This window comes from Nocardioides rubriscoriae (assembly GCF_008087085.1).
In the GTDB taxonomy this organism is placed as follows: domain Bacteria; phylum Actinomycetota; class Actinomycetes; order Propionibacteriales; family Nocardioidaceae; genus Nocardioides; species Nocardioides rubriscoriae.
In genome coordinates, this window is sequence record NZ_VIYJ01000002.1 from 625,132 (window position 1) to 640,862 (window position 15,731).

Below are 15,731 nucleotides of genomic sequence, written 5' to 3' on the forward strand. Positions count from 1 at the left end.
GCGGGGCCCGCGGGGCCCGTGCGGCCCCGCCCCGTGGGTCGGCTCCTAGGCTGGGCCACATGAGCGTCGCGTCCTCCCGAAGCCTCCTGCGCACCGAAGCCGTCGCCCGTCGCGACCAGCTCGACGTCACGTCGTACGACGTGGTGCTCGACCTGGCCGGGGCCGACGGCGACGAGGCCACCTTCGGGTCGGTGACCACGATCGTGTTCGAGAGCACCGGCGGGCCGACCTTCGTCGACCTCAAGCCGGTCTCGGTGCGCTCGCTGCGGCTCAACGACCGCCCGCTCGACCCCGACCTGCTCACCGGGGGGCGGCTGCCGATCGAGACGTCGACCGGCACCAACGTCCTGGTCGTCGACGCCCGGATGCCGTTCCGCAACGACGGCGAGGGCCTGCACGCGCACGTCGATCCCGCCGACGGGCGGCGCTACGTCTACGGCATGTCGTTCATGGACGCCGCTCCCACGATCTTCGCCTGCTTCGACCAGCCCGACCTCAAGGCGCCGTACACCCTGCACGTGCGCGCACCGCACGACTGGGTGGTCATCGGCAACGCGCCGGCCACCAACCCCGAGCCCGGCCGGTGGGAGATCGGTCCGACCCAGCCGCTCTCGACCTACTTCGTGACCCTCGTCGCCGGGCCCTACCACGTGGTCCGCGACGAGCACGACGGCATTGCGCTGGGCCTCAGCTCACGTCAGAGCCTCGCCGCGCACCTCGACAAGGACGCCGATGAGCTGTTGACGCTGACGCGCCAGTGCTTCGACGAGTTCCACCGGCTGTTCGGCATCCGCTACCCGTTCGGCGACTACCACCAGGCGTTCGTGCCCGAGTTCAACGCCGGCGCCATGGAGAACCCCGGGTGCGTCACGTTCCGCGACCAGCTCGTGTTCGACACCCGGGTGACCCGCGGCACGCGCATCGCCCGCGCCACGACGATCGCCCACGAGATGGCCCACCAGTGGTTCGGCAACATCGTGACCCCGACCTGGTGGGACGACCTGTGGCTCAACGAGTCCTTCGCCGAGTACATGGGCAACCGGGTCACCGCCGACGTCACCGAGTACGCCGACGCCTGGACCCACGTGGCCTGGTCGCGTCGCCAGTGGGGGCTGCTGGCCGACCAGCGGCCCAGCACGCACCCGGTCGCGGGCAACGGGGCGGTCGACGCCGTCGCGGCACTGCAGAACTTCGACGGCATCTCCTACGCCAAGGGCTCGAGCATCCTCAAGCAGCTGTGCACCTCGCTCGGCGACGAGGTGTTCTTCGCCGGCGCGGTCGACCACTTCACCCGGCACCGCTTCGGCAACGCCACCATGCACGACCTGTTCGCCAGCTGGGAGCGCGCCGGCGCCGGCGACCTGTCCCCGGTCGTCGACCAGTGGCTGCGGGTCGCGGGTGCCGACGTCCTGACCCTCGACCGCGCCCGCGGCGTGCTGCACCGGCAGGCGCCGGCCGACCACCCCGCCGACCGCGCCCACCGTCTCGAGGTGGTCACGCTGGCCGGTGGTGCCCCCGAGGCGACCGTCGTCGACGTCACCGGTGACGAGACGGCCGTGCCGGCCCTCGTCGGCGCGACCGGCGCGGTGGTGATCGACCCGCGTGAGCAGAGCTGGGGCGTCTACGCGCCCGACGCGGTCACGGTCGCAGCGCTGCGCGAGGAGCTGCCGCTGGTGACCGACGACCTGCTGCGCGCCGCGACCTGGAACAATCTCAAGAGCGGCTTCAACGAGGCCCTCGTCGCCCCCGACGACGTCGTCGAGCTGCTGGTCGCGGCGCTGCCGGTCCACGACACCGAGGACACCGGGCGCCACACCATGCCCTGGGTGCTCGGCGAGGTCCTGCCCGCCGCCTCACCCGGGTCGACGGCCCGCGTGCACGCTGCGGCGGTCGACCTGGTGGCCTCGGGCGAGCCCGGGTCCGAGCTGCAGCTGTCGGCGTTCCGCGCGGCCGTCAGCACCGCGGACGACGTCGACGTCCTGCGTGCCTGGCTGACCACGACCCCCCGGGGCATCGAGCTCGACTCCGACGTGCGGTGGCGGCTCCTGGTGCAGCTGGCCGCCCTGGGCGGCACCGACCCGGCCGAGCTCGACGCCGCCCTGGCCGCCGACAAGACCGCGGCCACCCGGGTCTCCCACACCCAGGCGACCACCGCCCTGCCGACCGCGGAGGCCAAGGCCCTGGCGTGGCAGATGTTCACCGGGGTCGTCGACGCCCCCAACTACGAGCTCGTCGCCGCCGGGCAGGGGCTGTGGCAGGGCGCGCAGCACGACCTGACCGCGCCCTACGTCGAGCGCTACTTCGCCGAGCTGCCCGCCACCTCGCAGGTGCGCTCGGGCTGGGTGCTCGCGCTCGCCGCCGACGCCTACTTCCCCCGCACCTTCGTCGACGACGCCACCCTCGCCCGCGGCCAGGAGCTGCTCGACAGCGGCCGGCTCGAGCCGGCCGTCCAGCGCCGGGTGGTCGACCAGGTCGACACGCTGCGCCGACGTCTCGCCGTCCGTGCGGCCTACCCGACCGGGCCGGCGTCGTGAAGGCGCGCCGGCCCGGCCCGTCGGTGCGGGTGCGGGTGCGCGAGGGCGACCGCGAGCGCGAGGACCGCGTCATCACCGAGGAGCCCCTGGAGATCAGGCTGCAGTGGCCCGGCGCCGACGCGCGCCGGGTGTGGGTGACGATGCGGACCCCCGGGCACGACTTCGAGCTCGCGGCCGGATGGGTGGTGCACGAGGGCCTCGCCCCGGCCGTGCGCGGCGTCGCCTACTGCACCGACACCACGCTGGCCCCCGAGCAGGAGTTCAACGTCGTCACGGTGACGCTCGAAGCCCCACCGGCCGCGGTCCCCCACCAGCACGAGGCCATCTCGGCCGGTTCGTCGGCCTGCGGGGTCTGCGGGTCCGACAGCGTGAGCAGCGCCCTGGCCACCACCGGTCCGAGGTGGAGCGGACCGCTGCCCGAGCCCGACGTCGTACGCCGTCTGCCCGACGCGCTGCGTCCCCACCAGAAGCTGTTCGACCGCACCGGCGGGGTCCACGCCGCCGGCCTCGCGACCGCCGACGGCGAGGTGCTCGTCGTGCGTGAGGACGTCGGGCGCCACAACGCCGTCGACAAGGTCACCGGTGCCCGTCTGCTGGCCGGTGAGCAGGCGGCAGGGTCGTGCCTGGTGGTGAGCGGCCGGGCCGGGTTCGAGCTCGTGCAGAAGGCCGTCACCGTCGGCACCGGCGCCCTGGTGGCCGTGGGAGCGCCCACCAGCCTCGCCGTCGACCTCGCTACCCGGGCCGGGCTCGTGCTCTACGGGTTCACCTCGTCGCAACGGGCGGTCCGCTACGCCTGAGCCCCCGCGGGACCCGCGGGACCCTCGGGAACCGGGCGCCGAGTGAGGCACTCCGCGAGGCGCGTCCCGGCCCCGACGGCGCGTGCTCCGAGGTGTTGTCGGTGATCACCCCTAGCGTTCGAGCCATGCGCATCCTGCACACCTCCGACTGGCACCTCGGCCGGTCGTTCCACCGTGAGGGGATGCTCGGTCACCAGGCCGCCTGGGTCGACCACCTGCTCGAGGTCGTCGCCTCCGAGCGCGTCGACCTGGTCGTGGTGGCCGGCGACGTCTACGACCGGGCGTTGCCCCCGGTCGACGCCGTACGCCTCGCCGACGACACGCTCGTGCGCCTGGCCCGCTCACGCGCCGCGGTGGTCCTCACCAGCGGCAACCACGACTCCGCCCAGCGCCTCGGCTTCTCCTCCCGCCTCATCGACGCCGCCGGCATCCACCTGCGCACCGACCTCACCGAGGTCGGCACCCCGGTCCTGCTCCACGACGTGCACGGTCCCGTCGCCGCGCACGGCCTGCCCTACCTCGACCCGCACGCGGTGGCCGAGCCGTGGTCGCTGCCCCAGCGCTCCCACGAGGCCGCCCTGGCCGAGGCCATGACCCGGGTCCGGCGCGACCTCGCGGGCCGTCGCGGCACCCGCTCGGTGGTCCTGGCCCACGCGTTCGTCGCGGGGGCCCAGCCCTCCGACTCCGAGCGCGACATCACCGTCGGCGGGGTCTCCCGCGTCCCCACGAGCGTGTTCGACGGCGCCGACTACGTCGCGCTCGGCCACCTGCACGGACCGCACGTGCTGTCCGACCGGGTGCGCTACAGCGGCTCCCCCCTGGCCTACTCGTTCTCCGAGGCCGCGCACCGCAAGGGCTCCTGGCTGATCGACCTGGGCGCGCGCGGCGAGGTCCACGCGTCGTGGATCGAGGCACCCGTGCCCCGCCCGCTGGCCCGGCTGCGCGGCACGCTCGAGGAGCTGCTGGCCGACCCGGCCCACACCTGGGCCGAGGGTGCGTGGGTCGAGGCGACCCTGACCGATCCCGGGCGCCCGCTGCAAGCCATGGAGCGGTTGCGCCGGCGCTTCCCGCACGCCCTGGTCCTGTCCTTCGCCGGGTCCCGACCCGCCCTGGGGGCCCGACCGGCGTCGCCGACCCGGTCGCGGCGCGACCACGAGGTCGCCCACGAGTTCCTCGTCGAGCTGCGCGGCGCCGAGCCCGACCCGGCCGAGGTCGAGCTGCTCTACCGCGCGGTCGACGCCTGCTGCGACGACCCCGAGGTCGACACCCTGGTCCGCGACCCCGACCAGGTGGCGGTCCGGTGAGGCTGCACCAGCTGCGCGTGCAGGCCTTCGGCCCGTTCGCCACGTCGACCTCCGTCGACTTCGACGAGCTGTCCGAGGCCGGGCTCTTCCTGCTGTCCGGCGCCACCGGCGCCGGCAAGACCAGCGTCCTCGACGCCGTCTGCTTCGCCCTCTACGGCGACGTGCCGGGCGACCGCAGCAGCGCCAAGCGGCTGCGCTGCGACCAGGCACCGCCCGGGCTCCCGCCCGAGGTCGAGCTCGAGGCGACCTTGTCCGGACGACGGTTCCGCCTGGTCCGGTCCCCGGCCTGGGAGCGACCCAAGAAGCGCGGCACCGGCACCACGACCGAGCCCGCGAAGGTGAGCGTCTCCGAGCTGGTCGACGGCACCTGGGTGCCGCTGTCGAGCCGCCTCGACGAGGCCGGCGACCTCGTCACGCGCGTGCTCGGGCTGACCCAGACCCAGTTCACCCAGGTGGCGATGCTGCCGCAGGGCAAGTTCCAGACCTTCCTGCGCGCCCGCTCCGACGACCGTCACCGGCTGCTCCAGCAGCTCTTCCGCACCGGGCGCTTCGAGGCCGTCGAGCGCTGGCTGGTCGAGCGTCGCCAACAGCTCGGGCGCGACGACGCCCGCCACCACGAGCGGGTCGCCGACGTCGTCAGTCGCGCCACCGAGGTCGCGGCCACGCCGTTGCCCGAGTCCTTCGACCTCCACGCGCTCGGCCAGCCCGCCGTCGACGGCACGCTGCGCGCCTGGGTGGCCGAGGCCCACGCCGCCAGCCAGGTCGCGGCTGACACCTCACGACGCCGAGCGGAGTCCTCGACCCTCGAGGAGGAGGGCCTGCGCACGGCCCTCGAGCAGACGCGCGCCGAGGTGGCCCGCCGACAGCGTCTCGAGGTCGCGCGACGTGAGCGGTCCGGGCTCGACGCCCGCGCCGACGCCCACGCCGACGACGTCGCGCGCCTCGACGCCGCCCGGCGGGCCGCGACGGTCGTGCCGTGGCTGCGACTGGCCCGGTCCGCCGACGCCCGCGTCGTGTCGGCCCTGGGGCGCGCTCGTGACGCCGAGCGCGCGCTGCGCGCCCACCTGCCCGACCTCGGGCCCGACCTCGACCCCGGCGACCTTCGCGACCTGGCCCACCGGGCGGCCGAGGCCGCCGCCGCCGCCCGGGCCCTGCGTCCCCGGGCCGAGGCACTGGCGAAGGTCGACGACCGCGTGCACGCGCTCGAGCGGCGCCGCCGGAGCCTGGCGACCGAGCTGGCCGAGGTGCAGCGGGCCCACGCCACCCGTCCGGCCGAGGCCGAGGAGCTGCGCGCCGAGGTGCTCGGCGTCCAGCACCTCGCCTCGAGCGTCGACGCGCTCACGGTCCTGGCCCAGGACGCCCGCGGTCGTCTCGACGCCCACGAGCAGGCGGTGACCCTGCGCGCGCGGCGCGACGAGGCGCGCGAGCGCTGGTTGCGAGCCCGCGAGCACACCCTGAGAGCCAAGGACACCCTGGTCAGCGTGCAGCTCGCCCGGGTCGACGGCATGGCCGCCGAGCTCGCGTGCGCCATCGCGGTCGGTGGCTGCTGCCCCGTGTGCGGCTCAGCCGAGCACCCGTCGCTGGCCCACCCGGCGCCGGGCGCCCCCGACGCCGCCACCGAGAAGGCCGCACGCCAGGACGTCGGTGACGCCGAGGTCGTCGAGCACGCCCTCGACCAGCAGGTCCGCGACCTCGAGCGCACCCTGGCGGCGGCGACCGCGCGGGCCGGTGACCTCGACGCCGAGACCCTGGTCGAGCGCTTGGCCGGCCACCAGACCGCCCTGGCCGACGCCCATCGCGCGGCGGGCCGGCTGCCCGACCTCGAGGCCCGCCTGGGTTCGCTCGAGGCCCAGGTCGACCACCTCAACGCCCGCCTGACCGGCCTGATGGCCCAGGAGGCCGGGCTCGACGCCGAGCACGCCGCCGCGCTCGCCGACGGCGCCGGGCTGCGCGACGAGCTCGCCACCCTGGGCGCAGCCGACCTCCGCGACCTCGACACCCTCGCCGCCGCCCACCGACGCACCACCGAGCTCTGTGCCGACGCACTGCGCACCCGTACCGACGCCGACGAGGCCGCACAGGCCGCAGCCCACGCCCACCAGGCCCTGACCGACGCCGCGTCGGAGGCCGGCTTCCCCGGGGTCGAGCAGGCGCAGACCGCCGTCCTCGACCCGTCGCTGCTCCAGCAGCTCGCCGACACCGTCGCCCACCACGAGCAGCGGCTCGCCGCGGTCACCGAGGTGCTGCGCGAGGCCGGACCCGACGACACCGGTCCCCTGCCTGACCTCGCGGCCGCCCTCACCGCGCACGAGACCGCCGTCGCCGCGTCGCGCCGTGCGGCGGCCGACGCCGAGGTCCACCGCAGCCGCGCCACCCGGCTGGCCGACCTCCTCGGCGAGCTCGACGACGCGCTCGCGGTGTGGACCCCGCTGCGACACGACCTCGACGTCGCGACCCGGCTCGCGGCCTTCGTCGAGGGGCGCTCGACCGACAACCTGCTGCGGATGCGGCTGTCGGCTTTCGTGCTGGCCTACCGCCTCAGCCAGGTGGTCGACGCCGCCAACGAGCGCCTGGCCCGGATGAGCGACCAGCGCTACTCCCTCGAGCACTCCGGACGCCGCGGCGCCGGCGAGACGCGGGGCGGCCTGAGCCTGCTGGTCCGCGACGACTGGTCCGGCGAGTCACGCGACCCCGCCACCCTGTCCGGCGGCGAGACCTTCGTGGTCTCGCTGGCCCTGGCCCTGGGGCTGGCCGACGTCATCGCCCACGAGGCGGGGGGCGCCTGGCTCGACACCCTCTTCGTCGACGAAGGGTTCGGCTCCCTCGACGCCGACACCCTCGACGACGTGATGGACACCCTCGACTCCCTGCGCGACGGCGGCCGCGTGGTCGGGGTGGTCAGCCACGTCGCCGAGATGCGCGATCGCATCCCCACCCAGCTCGTCGTCACCAAGGCCCGCCAGGGCTCGTCGGTCTCGCTGCGCCGCTGAGCCCGTGCTCGTTCAGCCGGCGTCGAGCGCCGCGACGAGGGCCTCGTTGAAGGCCGGCAGGTCGTCGGGGTTGCGGCTGGTGATCAGGTTGCCGTCGACGACGACCTCCTCGTCCTTCCAGCTGCCGCCGGCGTTGCGGATGTCGGTCTGCAGGCTCGGCCACGACGCGAGGGTGCGTCCGGTCAGCACGTCGGCCTCGACGAGGGTCCAGGCCGCGTGGCAGATGGCCGCCACCGGGCGCCCCGACTCCACGAAGCTCCGTACGAAGTCGACGGCGTCGTCGTCGAGGCGCAGCGCGTCGGGGTTGGCGACCCCGCCGGGCAGCACCAGGGCCGCGTAGTCGTCGACGTCGGCGTCGGCGACCACCAGGTCGACGGCCTGCGAGCCCACCTTGTCGAGGTGGTCGAACAGCACGGCCTCGCCCGGCTCGAGCGACAGCAGCACCGGCTCGTAGCCGGCCTCCTGCACCGCGGCCCAGGGCTCGGTGAGCTCGACCCTCTCGATGCCCTCGTTGGCGGTCAGGAACGCGATCTTCGTGGTGGCCATGTCTCGACGGTAGGTCGGCCGGGCGTGGCGGCCTCCGCCCGGTGGGGTGACTTCGCGAGACGGCGGCCGGGCTCAGGCGAAGGAGCGCCAGGAGGAGACGTCGAGGCCCCAGTCGTCGGCGAGCCGGGCGAGCTGGGGGCGGTAGAGGACCTGGAGCGACTCGCGCAGCCCGGGGGTCCAGTCCCAGTCGGCGCGCGACGACGACCCGGAGGCCTCCTCGACGCCGCTCAGCGGCACCGGGTCGAGCCCGAGCACGCCCCAGAGCCGGTCGATCGTGGCCTGCGGGTCGAGCCGGACCGACTCGAACACCATCACGTGCATCCGCTCGCGCCCGACGGCCGCGGCCCACACGTCGAGCTGGTCGGCGTACATGCCGGTCCAGGTCTGCACGGTGATCGGCACGGGGTAGGGCCACGGCGGGGCCTTGCCGGACTGCTCACGGGTCGCGGCGAGCCGCATCGCGGAGCGGAAGCGCTCCACCGGGTCGCGCAGCACCACCAGCACCGGCACGTCGGGCAGCAGCCGGGCCGCGATCGCGGGCGTCGAGGCGTGGCGCAGGTACTGCGGGGTCCAGTCGCCGCGGCGGATCCCGTCGGCGGGGAAGAGCCCGAGGTAGTCCTCGGCCGGCAGGCGGCCATCGCCGACCTTCTGCAGCAGGTGCTGCTCCTTCTTGCCGTTGGTGCCGAGCCCGACCTGCGGGTGCTGCACCAGCAGGTCGGTCAACCACGTGGTGCCGCTGCGCTGGGCGCCGATGCCGAGCCACGACGGACCGCTCTGCTGTGACCGTGCAACCATGTCGCAGACCCTAGTGCGATGCGGATAGGTTCCCGACCATGAGTGGTCTCGACCCGACCTTCACCGCGCTGCCCTACCGGGCGCTCGGCGATGCCGCCCTGTCCCGAGCCCGCGAGCTCGGGGTGACCCACGCTGACTTCCGGTTCGAGCGGGTGCGCTACCAGAACGTCCGGGTGCGCGACGGAGCCCTGCAGGGCGCCAGCGACTCCGAGGACCTCGGCTTCGCGGTCCGGGTGATCCACCGCGGGTCCTGGGGGTTCGCCTCCGGGGTGGTCCTCACCCCCGACGAGGCGGTGCGCGTGGCCGAGACGGCCGTCGCCGTCGCCACCGTGGCGGCGGGCATGACGCGCAGGCCGGTCGAGATCGCGGCCGAACCGGTCTACGACGATGTCACCTGGGTCAGCGCCTACGAGCTCAACCCGCTGGAGGTGCCGACGGCCGACAAGGTCGCGGTGCTCGTCGACTGGACCGAGCGGCTGCGCACCGGTGCCGCGGTCGACCACGCGACGGCGTACGTCCAGCAGGTGCAGGAGAACAAGTACTACGCCGACCTCGCCGGCACCCGCACCACCCAGCAGCGCGTGCGCCTGCAGCCGGGCTTCGAGGCGATGGGCGCGGGCGCCGACACGTTCGACTCGATGGCGAGCATCGCCCCGCCCGTCGGCCGCGGCTGGGAGTACGTCGTGGGGTCGTCCGGGTCGTCGGGGCAGGGTGCCTGGGACTGGGACGCCGAGATCGACGAGGTGCCCGAGCTGCTCGCCGAGAAGCTCAAGGCCCCCAGCGTCGAGGCCGGCACCTACGACCTGGTGATCCACCCGAGCAACCTGTGGCTGACGATCCATGAGTCGATCGGGCACGCCACCGAGCTCGACCGGGCCCTGGGCTACGAGGCCAACTACGCCGGCACGTCGTTCGCCACGATCGACAAGCTCGGGGTGCTGCAGTACGGCTCGTCGGTCATGAACGTCACCGGTGACCGCACCGTCGAGCACGGCCTGGCCACCACCGGCTACGACGACGAGGGCGTCCGGACGCAGACCTGGGACATCGTGCGCGACGGCGTGCTGGTCGGCTACCAGCTGGACCGTCCCATGGCCGTGATGCTCCCGGAGCTCGCTGTGTCCGACGGCAGGGGGCTCGACTACCGGGGCCGCTCCAACGGCTGCGCCTATGCCGACTCCCCCGGCCACATCCCGATCCAGCGGATGGCCAACGTGTCGCTGCAGCCCGACCCCGACCCGGCCGGCCCGAGCACCGACGACCTCATCGGTCGCGTCGAGCGCGGCCTCTACGTCGTGGGCGACAAGTCGTGGAGCATCGACATGCAGCGCTTCAACTTCCAGTTCACCGGGCAGCGGTTCTACACGATCAAGGACGGCGAGCTCGTCGGCCAGGTCCGCGACGTCGCCTACCAGGCGACGACCACCGACTTCTGGGGCTCCATGGAGGCCGTCGGCAACCGCGACACCTGGGTCCTCGGCGGTGCGTTCAACTGCGGCAAGGCCCAGCCGGGGCAGGTCGCGGCCGTCAGCCACGGCTGCCCCACGTCGCTGTTCCGCGACGTCCGGATCCTCAACACCCTCGAGGAGGGCGGCGCATGAGCGCGGCGATCAACCCCCAGAGCCTGGTCGAGCAGGCGCTCGCGGCGAGCACGGCCGACGAGTGCGTCGTCATCGTCCGTGACAAGACCAGCGCCAACCTGCGCTGGGCCAACAACACCCTGACCACCAACGGCGTGATGCACGGGGTGGGCGTCACCGTGATCTCCTTCGTCGCGACCGCGACGGGGTCGGTGACCGGCAGCGCGACCACGCCGGAGCAGGTCGCCGAGCTGGTGCGGGCCGCCGACGCGGCAGCGCGCGCGGCCGGTCCGGCCGAGGACGCCCAGCCGCTGGTCACCTCCGACGAGGTGGCGCCGAGCACCGACTGGGACGACGCGCCCGAGCCCACCGACATCCACGTCTACGACGCGTTCGCCCCCGCCCTGGGCGAGGCCTTCGGACGCGCCGAGGCCGGCGGGCGGGTCCTCTACGGCTTCGTCAACCACGAGGTCACCACCACCTACCTCGGCTCCTCGACCGGGCTGCGGCTGCGGCACGCCCAACCGACCGGTCACTACGGCTGCACCGGCAAGAACTCCGCGCTGACCGAGAGCGCCTGGGTCGGCGGTGCGACCCGCGACTTCACCGACGTCGACGCACTGGCGATGGACGCCGAGGTCGCCCAGCGGCTGGCCTGGGGCCGACGTCGGGTCGACCTGCCGGCCGGCCGCTACGACACGATCCTGCCGCCGTCGGCCGTCGCCGACGTCATGATCGACGCCTACTGGTACGCCGGGGCCCGTGACGCCTGGGAGGGCCAGTCGGTCTACAGCCGACGCCCCACCGGCACGCGCATCGGCGAGGCCATCGTCTCCCCCGGGGTCCATCTCTTCAGCGACCCGGCCCACGACCGGCTGCAGTGCGCGCCGTTCAACGTCGCCACGGCGTCGGGAAGCGAGAGCTCGGTCTTCGACAACGGCCTGCCCCTGGGGCGTACCGACTGGATCTGCGACGGCGAGCTCACCGCGCTGCTGCAGACCCGGCACACCGCTGCCATGACCGGCCAGCCGGTCACCCCGGCGATCGACAACCTCGTGCTCGAGGTCGACTCCGGCAGCGGCACCATCGACGACCTGGTCGCCGGCACCCGGCGCGGCCTGCTGCTGACGTGCCTGTGGTACATCCGCGAGGTCGACGCGCAGTCGCTGCTGCTGACCGGGCTGACCCGCGACGGGGTCTACCTCGTCGAGGACGGCGAGATCACCGGTTCGGTCAACAACTTCCGCTGGAACGAGAGCCCGATCGACCTGCTCCGACGCTTCAGCCACGCCTCGGCCACGGTGCCCAGCTTCAGCCGGGAGTGGGGCGACGACTACTTCTCCCGCACCGCGACCCCGGCCCTGCGGGTCCCCGACTTCAACATGTCGAGCGTGTCCCAGGCCATGTGAGTGTCGCCGGGGCCAGCCGGTCCCCGGCCCGTAGAGTCGCCTCCACGACGTCCTCCCCCCACGGTGAACGACTCGGAGACCCCCGCATGGCCCCACGACGACGCCGCTCGGCTCTCGTGCTCACCGGATCCTGTGCCGCCGTGCTGGCGACCCTGGCCGCGGCCCTGCCCGAGGGGCCGGCGCACGCCGACGGGGTCTCCAGCGCGCCGGTCACCGTCGCCGACCGGGTCACGCTCCGCGGTGGCGGCACCGGCGTCGTCGACGTCGTGGCCAACGACAGCGACCCCGACGGCGACCCCCTCGAGCTGTGCCGCGTCGACGTGCCCGACGGGGTGCCCCTGGAGCAGCAGCGCGACCAGGTCCAGGCGGCGGACGGCGACGGCACCTCCTTGCCGCAGCCGCTCACCCTGACCAGCACCTCCTTCGAGCCCGGCACCTACACCGTGACCTACTTCGCCTGCGACTTCGCCTACCTCACGTCGGGCACCGTCACCGTGACGGTGACGCGCACCCAGCCGGTCCGCCTGCGCAAGATCGCTCCCCACGTGGTGCGCTTCACCAACCCCGACGACCGGCCGGTGCTCGTGTCGTTCTACTCCTTCGGCGGCGGCCTGGACGGCCTCGTCGAGGGAAGCGTCCGGCTGCCGGCCGGCGAGGGCCGACGCCTGCGCGTCCCGGGGCGCCACCTGTCCTGGACGGCGACCGCCACCCGCACCGGTGATCCCGCCGGCGAAGGCTACCTGCGGGGCCTGGCCCGTGGCTGACGTACGGCGCGCGGTCACGACGCTCACGGCCCTGGCCGCCCTGGGCGCGCTCGCGGCTCTGCCGGCGCAGGCCGACGAGGGCCCCGCCGACCCGGGCCCCGGCGAGGGCCCCGCCGAGGGCACCGGCGCCCCGGTCGCGGCGGCCGACCGGCTGACGATCCTCGCCACCCCGGTGCCCGGACCCGCGACCCTGCTCGACGTCCTGGCCAACGACAGCGACCCCGACGGCGACGACCTCGAGATCTGCCGCGTCGTGCTGCCCGAGGGGTCCCCGCTCTCGGTGGCGCAGGAGCTGGTCGAGGGCGACCCGGCCGCCGGCACCGACACCGGGGGCGAGCAGCTGCTCGTCGGGGTCGACGTCAACCGTGCCGCTACCGCGACCTTCACCTACTACGCCTGCGACCGCGACTCCCTGACGCCGGCGACGGTGACGGTGGTCGTGACCCCGACGCCCCGCGTGCGCGGCACCGCGGTCACCAGGCCGGGTCGGGTCCGCTTCACCAACCCCGGCGAGCACGGTGTCGTCGTCCTGTACGGCGGGCGGGGCGAGCGAGACGCCGACGGCCGGGTGGCCGTGCCCCCCGGGGGGTCCCGGACCGTCCGGGTGGAGCGCCGCCGCGTGGTCTTCATGGCCGTGCTGCAACGCAGCGGGCGCCTGGTCAACCACGGCACGATCCGCGGCGTCCGCCTGCGCGGCGACCACGGCCCCGCCGGAGCGACCTCGACGGGTCGTCGCGACCCGCGGCGCTGGCCCACGGCGCGCTGACCGGGTTCGCCGGACGGCCCGGGCCGCGCACCGGTACGGTCTACCCGCCCCTCCTACCCTCCCGGGAGCCCATCGCATGACCCGCCGCACGACCCGTCGCCCGACCCGCGCCGCCGTGGCGCTGACCGGGGCCGTGGTCGCCGCCCTGCTCGCCACCCCCGCACCGGCGCAGGCGGCCCCGCGCGCCGCCGCCGACTCGTTCGCCCTGTACGCCGGCGGCACCTACACCGTCGACCCGATCGCCAACGACGACACGGTCCTCAGCCTGCCGCCGAGCAGCGGCCCGTTGAGCCTGTGCGGGGTCAGCGGCGTCGACCAGCAGCGGGTCTACGTCGAGCAGTCCGGCGACAGCCTGGTCGTCGAGGTCTCCGACACCTTCCAGGGCACCACCCGCTTCTCCTACGAGGTGTGCCAGGGCGACCAGCGCGACCAGGGCACGGTCACGCTGGCCGTCACCCGGTTGCAGGACCTGCGCGCCGTCAAGCGCAAGGGCACCCGGGGCAGGGTCGTCTTCAGCAACCCCAACGACGTCGCCGTCGAGGTCAGCTGGGGCAGCGCGTCGTCGGGACGCGCCGATGCCTCGCGCACCGTGCCGGCCGACCGGGCGATCACCATCAGCACCACCCGCAAGTCGATCTACTGGGTGGGCCTGTACTCCGACCAGGACGTGCTCGTCGTCGTCGGCGACGGCGTCGTCACCGGGCTGCAGCGCACGCGGTAGCCAGGCCCCGACCTCAGGCCTCGAGCCAGTCGCGCAGCCCGCGGCGCGAGGCCGAGGCCCAGACCAGCTCGAACTCGGCCTCCAGCTCGCGGCTGCGTGCCTGGTCGCGGGCGTGGAGCACGCCGTAGGTGAAGGCGTTCTCGCCGGCGGCGGTGGCCTCGTGGGCGATCCGGACGAGGTCGACGGCCCCGACGACCGCGTCCTGGCGGTCGCCGAGCACCCGCGTGATCTCCTGCACGGCCTTGCGCAGCCGGGTCGCGTCCTTGCCCCACCACGGCTCGAGCACCTCGCACGCGTAGCGCAGGCGCTTGGCGGCCTTGCGCGCCTCGTGCAGGGCCACGTCGTGGGCCGCGGGGTCGGAGCCGTCCACGTGGTCGACGCACCGTCGCAGGCGCCGGTAGTCACGCGCGACCCGCTGCGTCATCAGCGTGTCCGCGGGCTCGTCGGCGACGTCGGTCCACGGCGGGGCGGTCGTGAGCTCGGCCAACCGGTCGAGGAGCCGGAGGTAGCGCTCGGAGTCGAGCAGCTCCTGCGCGTCGCGGTCGGCGCTGCCGCGACGGTCGGCGAAGCTGCGGTCCAGCCGCGCCCGCACGGGCCCGACCACCAGGTCGGCCGGCAGGTCGTCGACCAGGGCGCGCAGCCGGTCGTGCACCACCTCGGCGTCACGGCCCTCCCCGAGCGTGCGGGCCAGCCACCCGAGCTCGTCGCGCACCGGGTCGGTCACCGCACGGTCGACCAGCGGGCGGAAGGTCGCCAACGCCCCGCGCAGCCGGCGACACGCGACGCGCAGCTGATGGACGCCGTCGTCGACCCCGCGGCGTACGTCGCAGTCGCTGCGCTGCAGGGCGGCGACCTGCTCGTGCAGCCGGACCAGCAGGACGGGTCCTGCCGCGCCGTCGCGGTCGGCGACCGGTGGCGTCGGCACGGCAGCCAGGCGCTCGGCCAGGACCGTCCCGATCTTGCGCTGCTCGGTGCGGGGGTGGATGTCGCTGGCCGCCGCCAGCAGGTCGTCGGCGGCGTCGAGCAGGTCCGGACCCGCGCCGACGAGCTCGACCTCTAGCTCGCGCCAGGCCAACGCCTCCCGACCGTCGGCGGGGGTCCCGACCACGACGTCGTCGGCCACCTCGGCGAGCACCGCACCGGTGTCGTCGCGCAGCTGCGTGGTCGTCCGGACCGTCTCGATCAGCGCCACCGGGCCCAACACACGACCGCGCGTCCACCCGAGCACCAACCGTGCCAGGTCGGCCGGGACGCCCTCGGTGCCCAGCGGACGGTGCACCTCGTCACGTCCGTCGCCGGCCGGCACCTTGAGGTGCCACCCCTCGTCGTCGCCCCCCGTGCGGCGTCGCAGGGTCACCCCGGCGCGCAACAGGCTCAGGTCATCGGTGTCGAGGTACGTCGCCACGAGGGTCGCCGTCCGCGGCTCGGTGACCGACGCGACCCCGCGCAGCGCGCCAAGGTCGGGCAGGACGTCATCGGGTCCGACGGCGTAGGCCCGTTCGACCTCGTGGTGCTCGCTCACGTC

The 15,731-nt window shown here is 74.5% G+C and carries 12 protein-coding genes; 9 read left to right on the top strand and 3 right to left on the bottom strand.

The genetic code is table 11. The annotated features are described in order from the left end of the window. Positions 1–59 precede the first annotated feature (59 nt). The 4 genes from pepN to FZC61_RS06375 all read left to right on the top strand — a co-directional run bounded on the left by pepN (position 60) and on the right by FZC61_RS06375 (position 7,625). A complete protein-coding gene (gene pepN, locus FZC61_RS06360) occupies positions 60–2,534 on the top strand; it encodes an aminopeptidase N (RefSeq protein WP_148613261.1) in 2,475 nt (824 codons plus the stop codon). Then, positions 2,531–3,331, top strand: coding sequence for a formate dehydrogenase accessory sulfurtransferase FdhD (locus FZC61_RS06365; RefSeq protein ID WP_148613262.1), 801 nt, complete (start codon positions 2,531–2,533; stop codon positions 3,329–3,331). Before pepN ends, FZC61_RS06365 begins: the two co-directional genes overlap by 4 nt. Before the next feature lie 125 nt (positions 3,332–3,456). Next, positions 3,457–4,635, top strand: coding sequence for an exonuclease SbcCD subunit D (locus FZC61_RS06370; protein ID WP_148613263.1), 1,179 nt, complete (start codon positions 3,457–3,459; stop codon positions 4,633–4,635). After that, positions 4,632–7,625: an AAA family ATPase gene (locus FZC61_RS06375; RefSeq protein WP_148613264.1), complete on the top strand. Its 2,994-nt coding sequence runs from the start codon at positions 4,632–4,634 to the stop codon at positions 7,623–7,625. The genes FZC61_RS06370 and FZC61_RS06375 overlap by 4 nt, the downstream gene beginning before the upstream one ends. A 12-nt stretch (positions 7,626–7,637) precedes the next feature. Here FZC61_RS06375 and FZC61_RS06380 read toward each other — a convergent pair whose 3' ends face one another. Together FZC61_RS06380 and FZC61_RS06385 are read right to left on the bottom strand one after the other, a co-directional pair. Continuing rightward, a complete protein-coding gene (locus tag FZC61_RS06380; protein ID WP_148613265.1) occupies positions 7,638–8,171 on the bottom strand; it encodes a type 1 glutamine amidotransferase domain-containing protein in 534 nt (177 codons plus the stop codon). A 72-nt stretch (positions 8,172–8,243) separates the two neighbouring features. Continuing rightward, on the bottom strand, positions 8,244–8,966 hold the full coding sequence (locus tag FZC61_RS06385; RefSeq protein WP_148613266.1) for a sulfotransferase family protein: 723 nt from the start codon (positions 8,964–8,966) through the stop codon (positions 8,244–8,246). 38 nt (positions 8,967–9,004) lie between these two features. On the opposite strand from FZC61_RS06385, the gene FZC61_RS06390 reads away from it, so the two are divergent. From FZC61_RS06390 to FZC61_RS06410, 5 genes are all read left to right on the top strand, one after another. Then, positions 9,005–10,567 carry a TldD/PmbA family protein gene (locus FZC61_RS06390; protein WP_148613267.1) on the top strand — a complete coding sequence of 521 codons (1,563 nt, stop codon included), beginning with the start codon at positions 9,005–9,007 and terminating at the stop codon, positions 10,565–10,567. Beyond that, positions 10,564–11,955: a TldD/PmbA family protein gene (locus FZC61_RS06395; protein ID WP_148613268.1), complete on the top strand. Its 1,392-nt coding sequence runs from the start codon at positions 10,564–10,566 to the stop codon at positions 11,953–11,955. The genes FZC61_RS06390 and FZC61_RS06395 overlap by 4 nt, the downstream gene beginning before the upstream one ends. 86 nt (positions 11,956–12,041) lie before the next feature. Further along, the gene (locus tag FZC61_RS06400; RefSeq protein ID WP_148613269.1) at positions 12,042–12,719 is read left to right on the top strand and encodes an Ig-like domain-containing protein; all 678 of its coding nucleotides are present in this window, start codon (positions 12,042–12,044) and stop codon (positions 12,717–12,719) included. Beyond that, positions 12,712–13,485, top strand: a complete 774-nt coding sequence (locus FZC61_RS06405; protein ID WP_148613270.1) for an Ig-like domain-containing protein — start codon at positions 12,712–12,714, stop codon at positions 13,483–13,485. Before FZC61_RS06400 ends, FZC61_RS06405 begins: the two co-directional genes overlap by 8 nt. Positions 13,486–13,561: 76 nt before the next feature. Next, positions 13,562–14,206 (top strand): Ig-like domain-containing protein, encoded by a 645-nt coding sequence (locus tag FZC61_RS06410; protein WP_148613271.1) that lies wholly within the window; start codon positions 13,562–13,564, stop codon positions 14,204–14,206. Positions 14,207–14,219: 13 nt separating this feature from the next. Here FZC61_RS06410 and FZC61_RS06415 read toward each other — a convergent pair whose 3' ends face one another. Then, entirely contained in the window at positions 14,220–15,728 is a 1,509-nt protein-coding gene (locus FZC61_RS06415; protein WP_148613272.1) for a CYTH and CHAD domain-containing protein, read from the bottom strand. Positions 15,729–15,731: the final 3 nt, after the last annotated feature.

Bases quoted from the DNA above. Each gene is read 5' to 3' on its own strand.
- FZC61_RS06385 (WP_148613266.1), bottom strand. From the start codon at position 8,966: ATGGTTGCACGGTCACAGCAGAGCGGTCCGTCGTGGCTCGGCATCGGC.
- FZC61_RS06370 (WP_148613263.1), top strand. From the start codon at position 3,457: ATGCGCATCCTGCACACCTCCGACTGGCACCTCGGCCGGTCGTTCCAC.
- FZC61_RS06410 (WP_148613271.1), top strand. From the start codon at position 13,562: ATGACCCGCCGCACGACCCGTCGCCCGACCCGCGCCGCCGTGGCGCTG.
- FZC61_RS06400 (WP_148613269.1), top strand. From the start codon at position 12,042: ATGGCCCCACGACGACGCCGCTCGGCTCTCGTGCTCACCGGATCCTGT.
- FZC61_RS06380 (WP_148613265.1), bottom strand. From the start codon at position 8,171: ATGGCCACCACGAAGATCGCGTTCCTGACCGCCAACGAGGGCATCGAG.
- pepN (WP_148613261.1), top strand. From the start codon at position 60: ATGAGCGTCGCGTCCTCCCGAAGCCTCCTGCGCACCGAAGCCGTCGCC.
- FZC61_RS06390 (WP_148613267.1), top strand. From the start codon at position 9,005: ATGAGTGGTCTCGACCCGACCTTCACCGCGCTGCCCTACCGGGCGCTC.
- FZC61_RS06395 (WP_148613268.1), top strand. From the start codon at position 10,564: ATGAGCGCGGCGATCAACCCCCAGAGCCTGGTCGAGCAGGCGCTCGCG.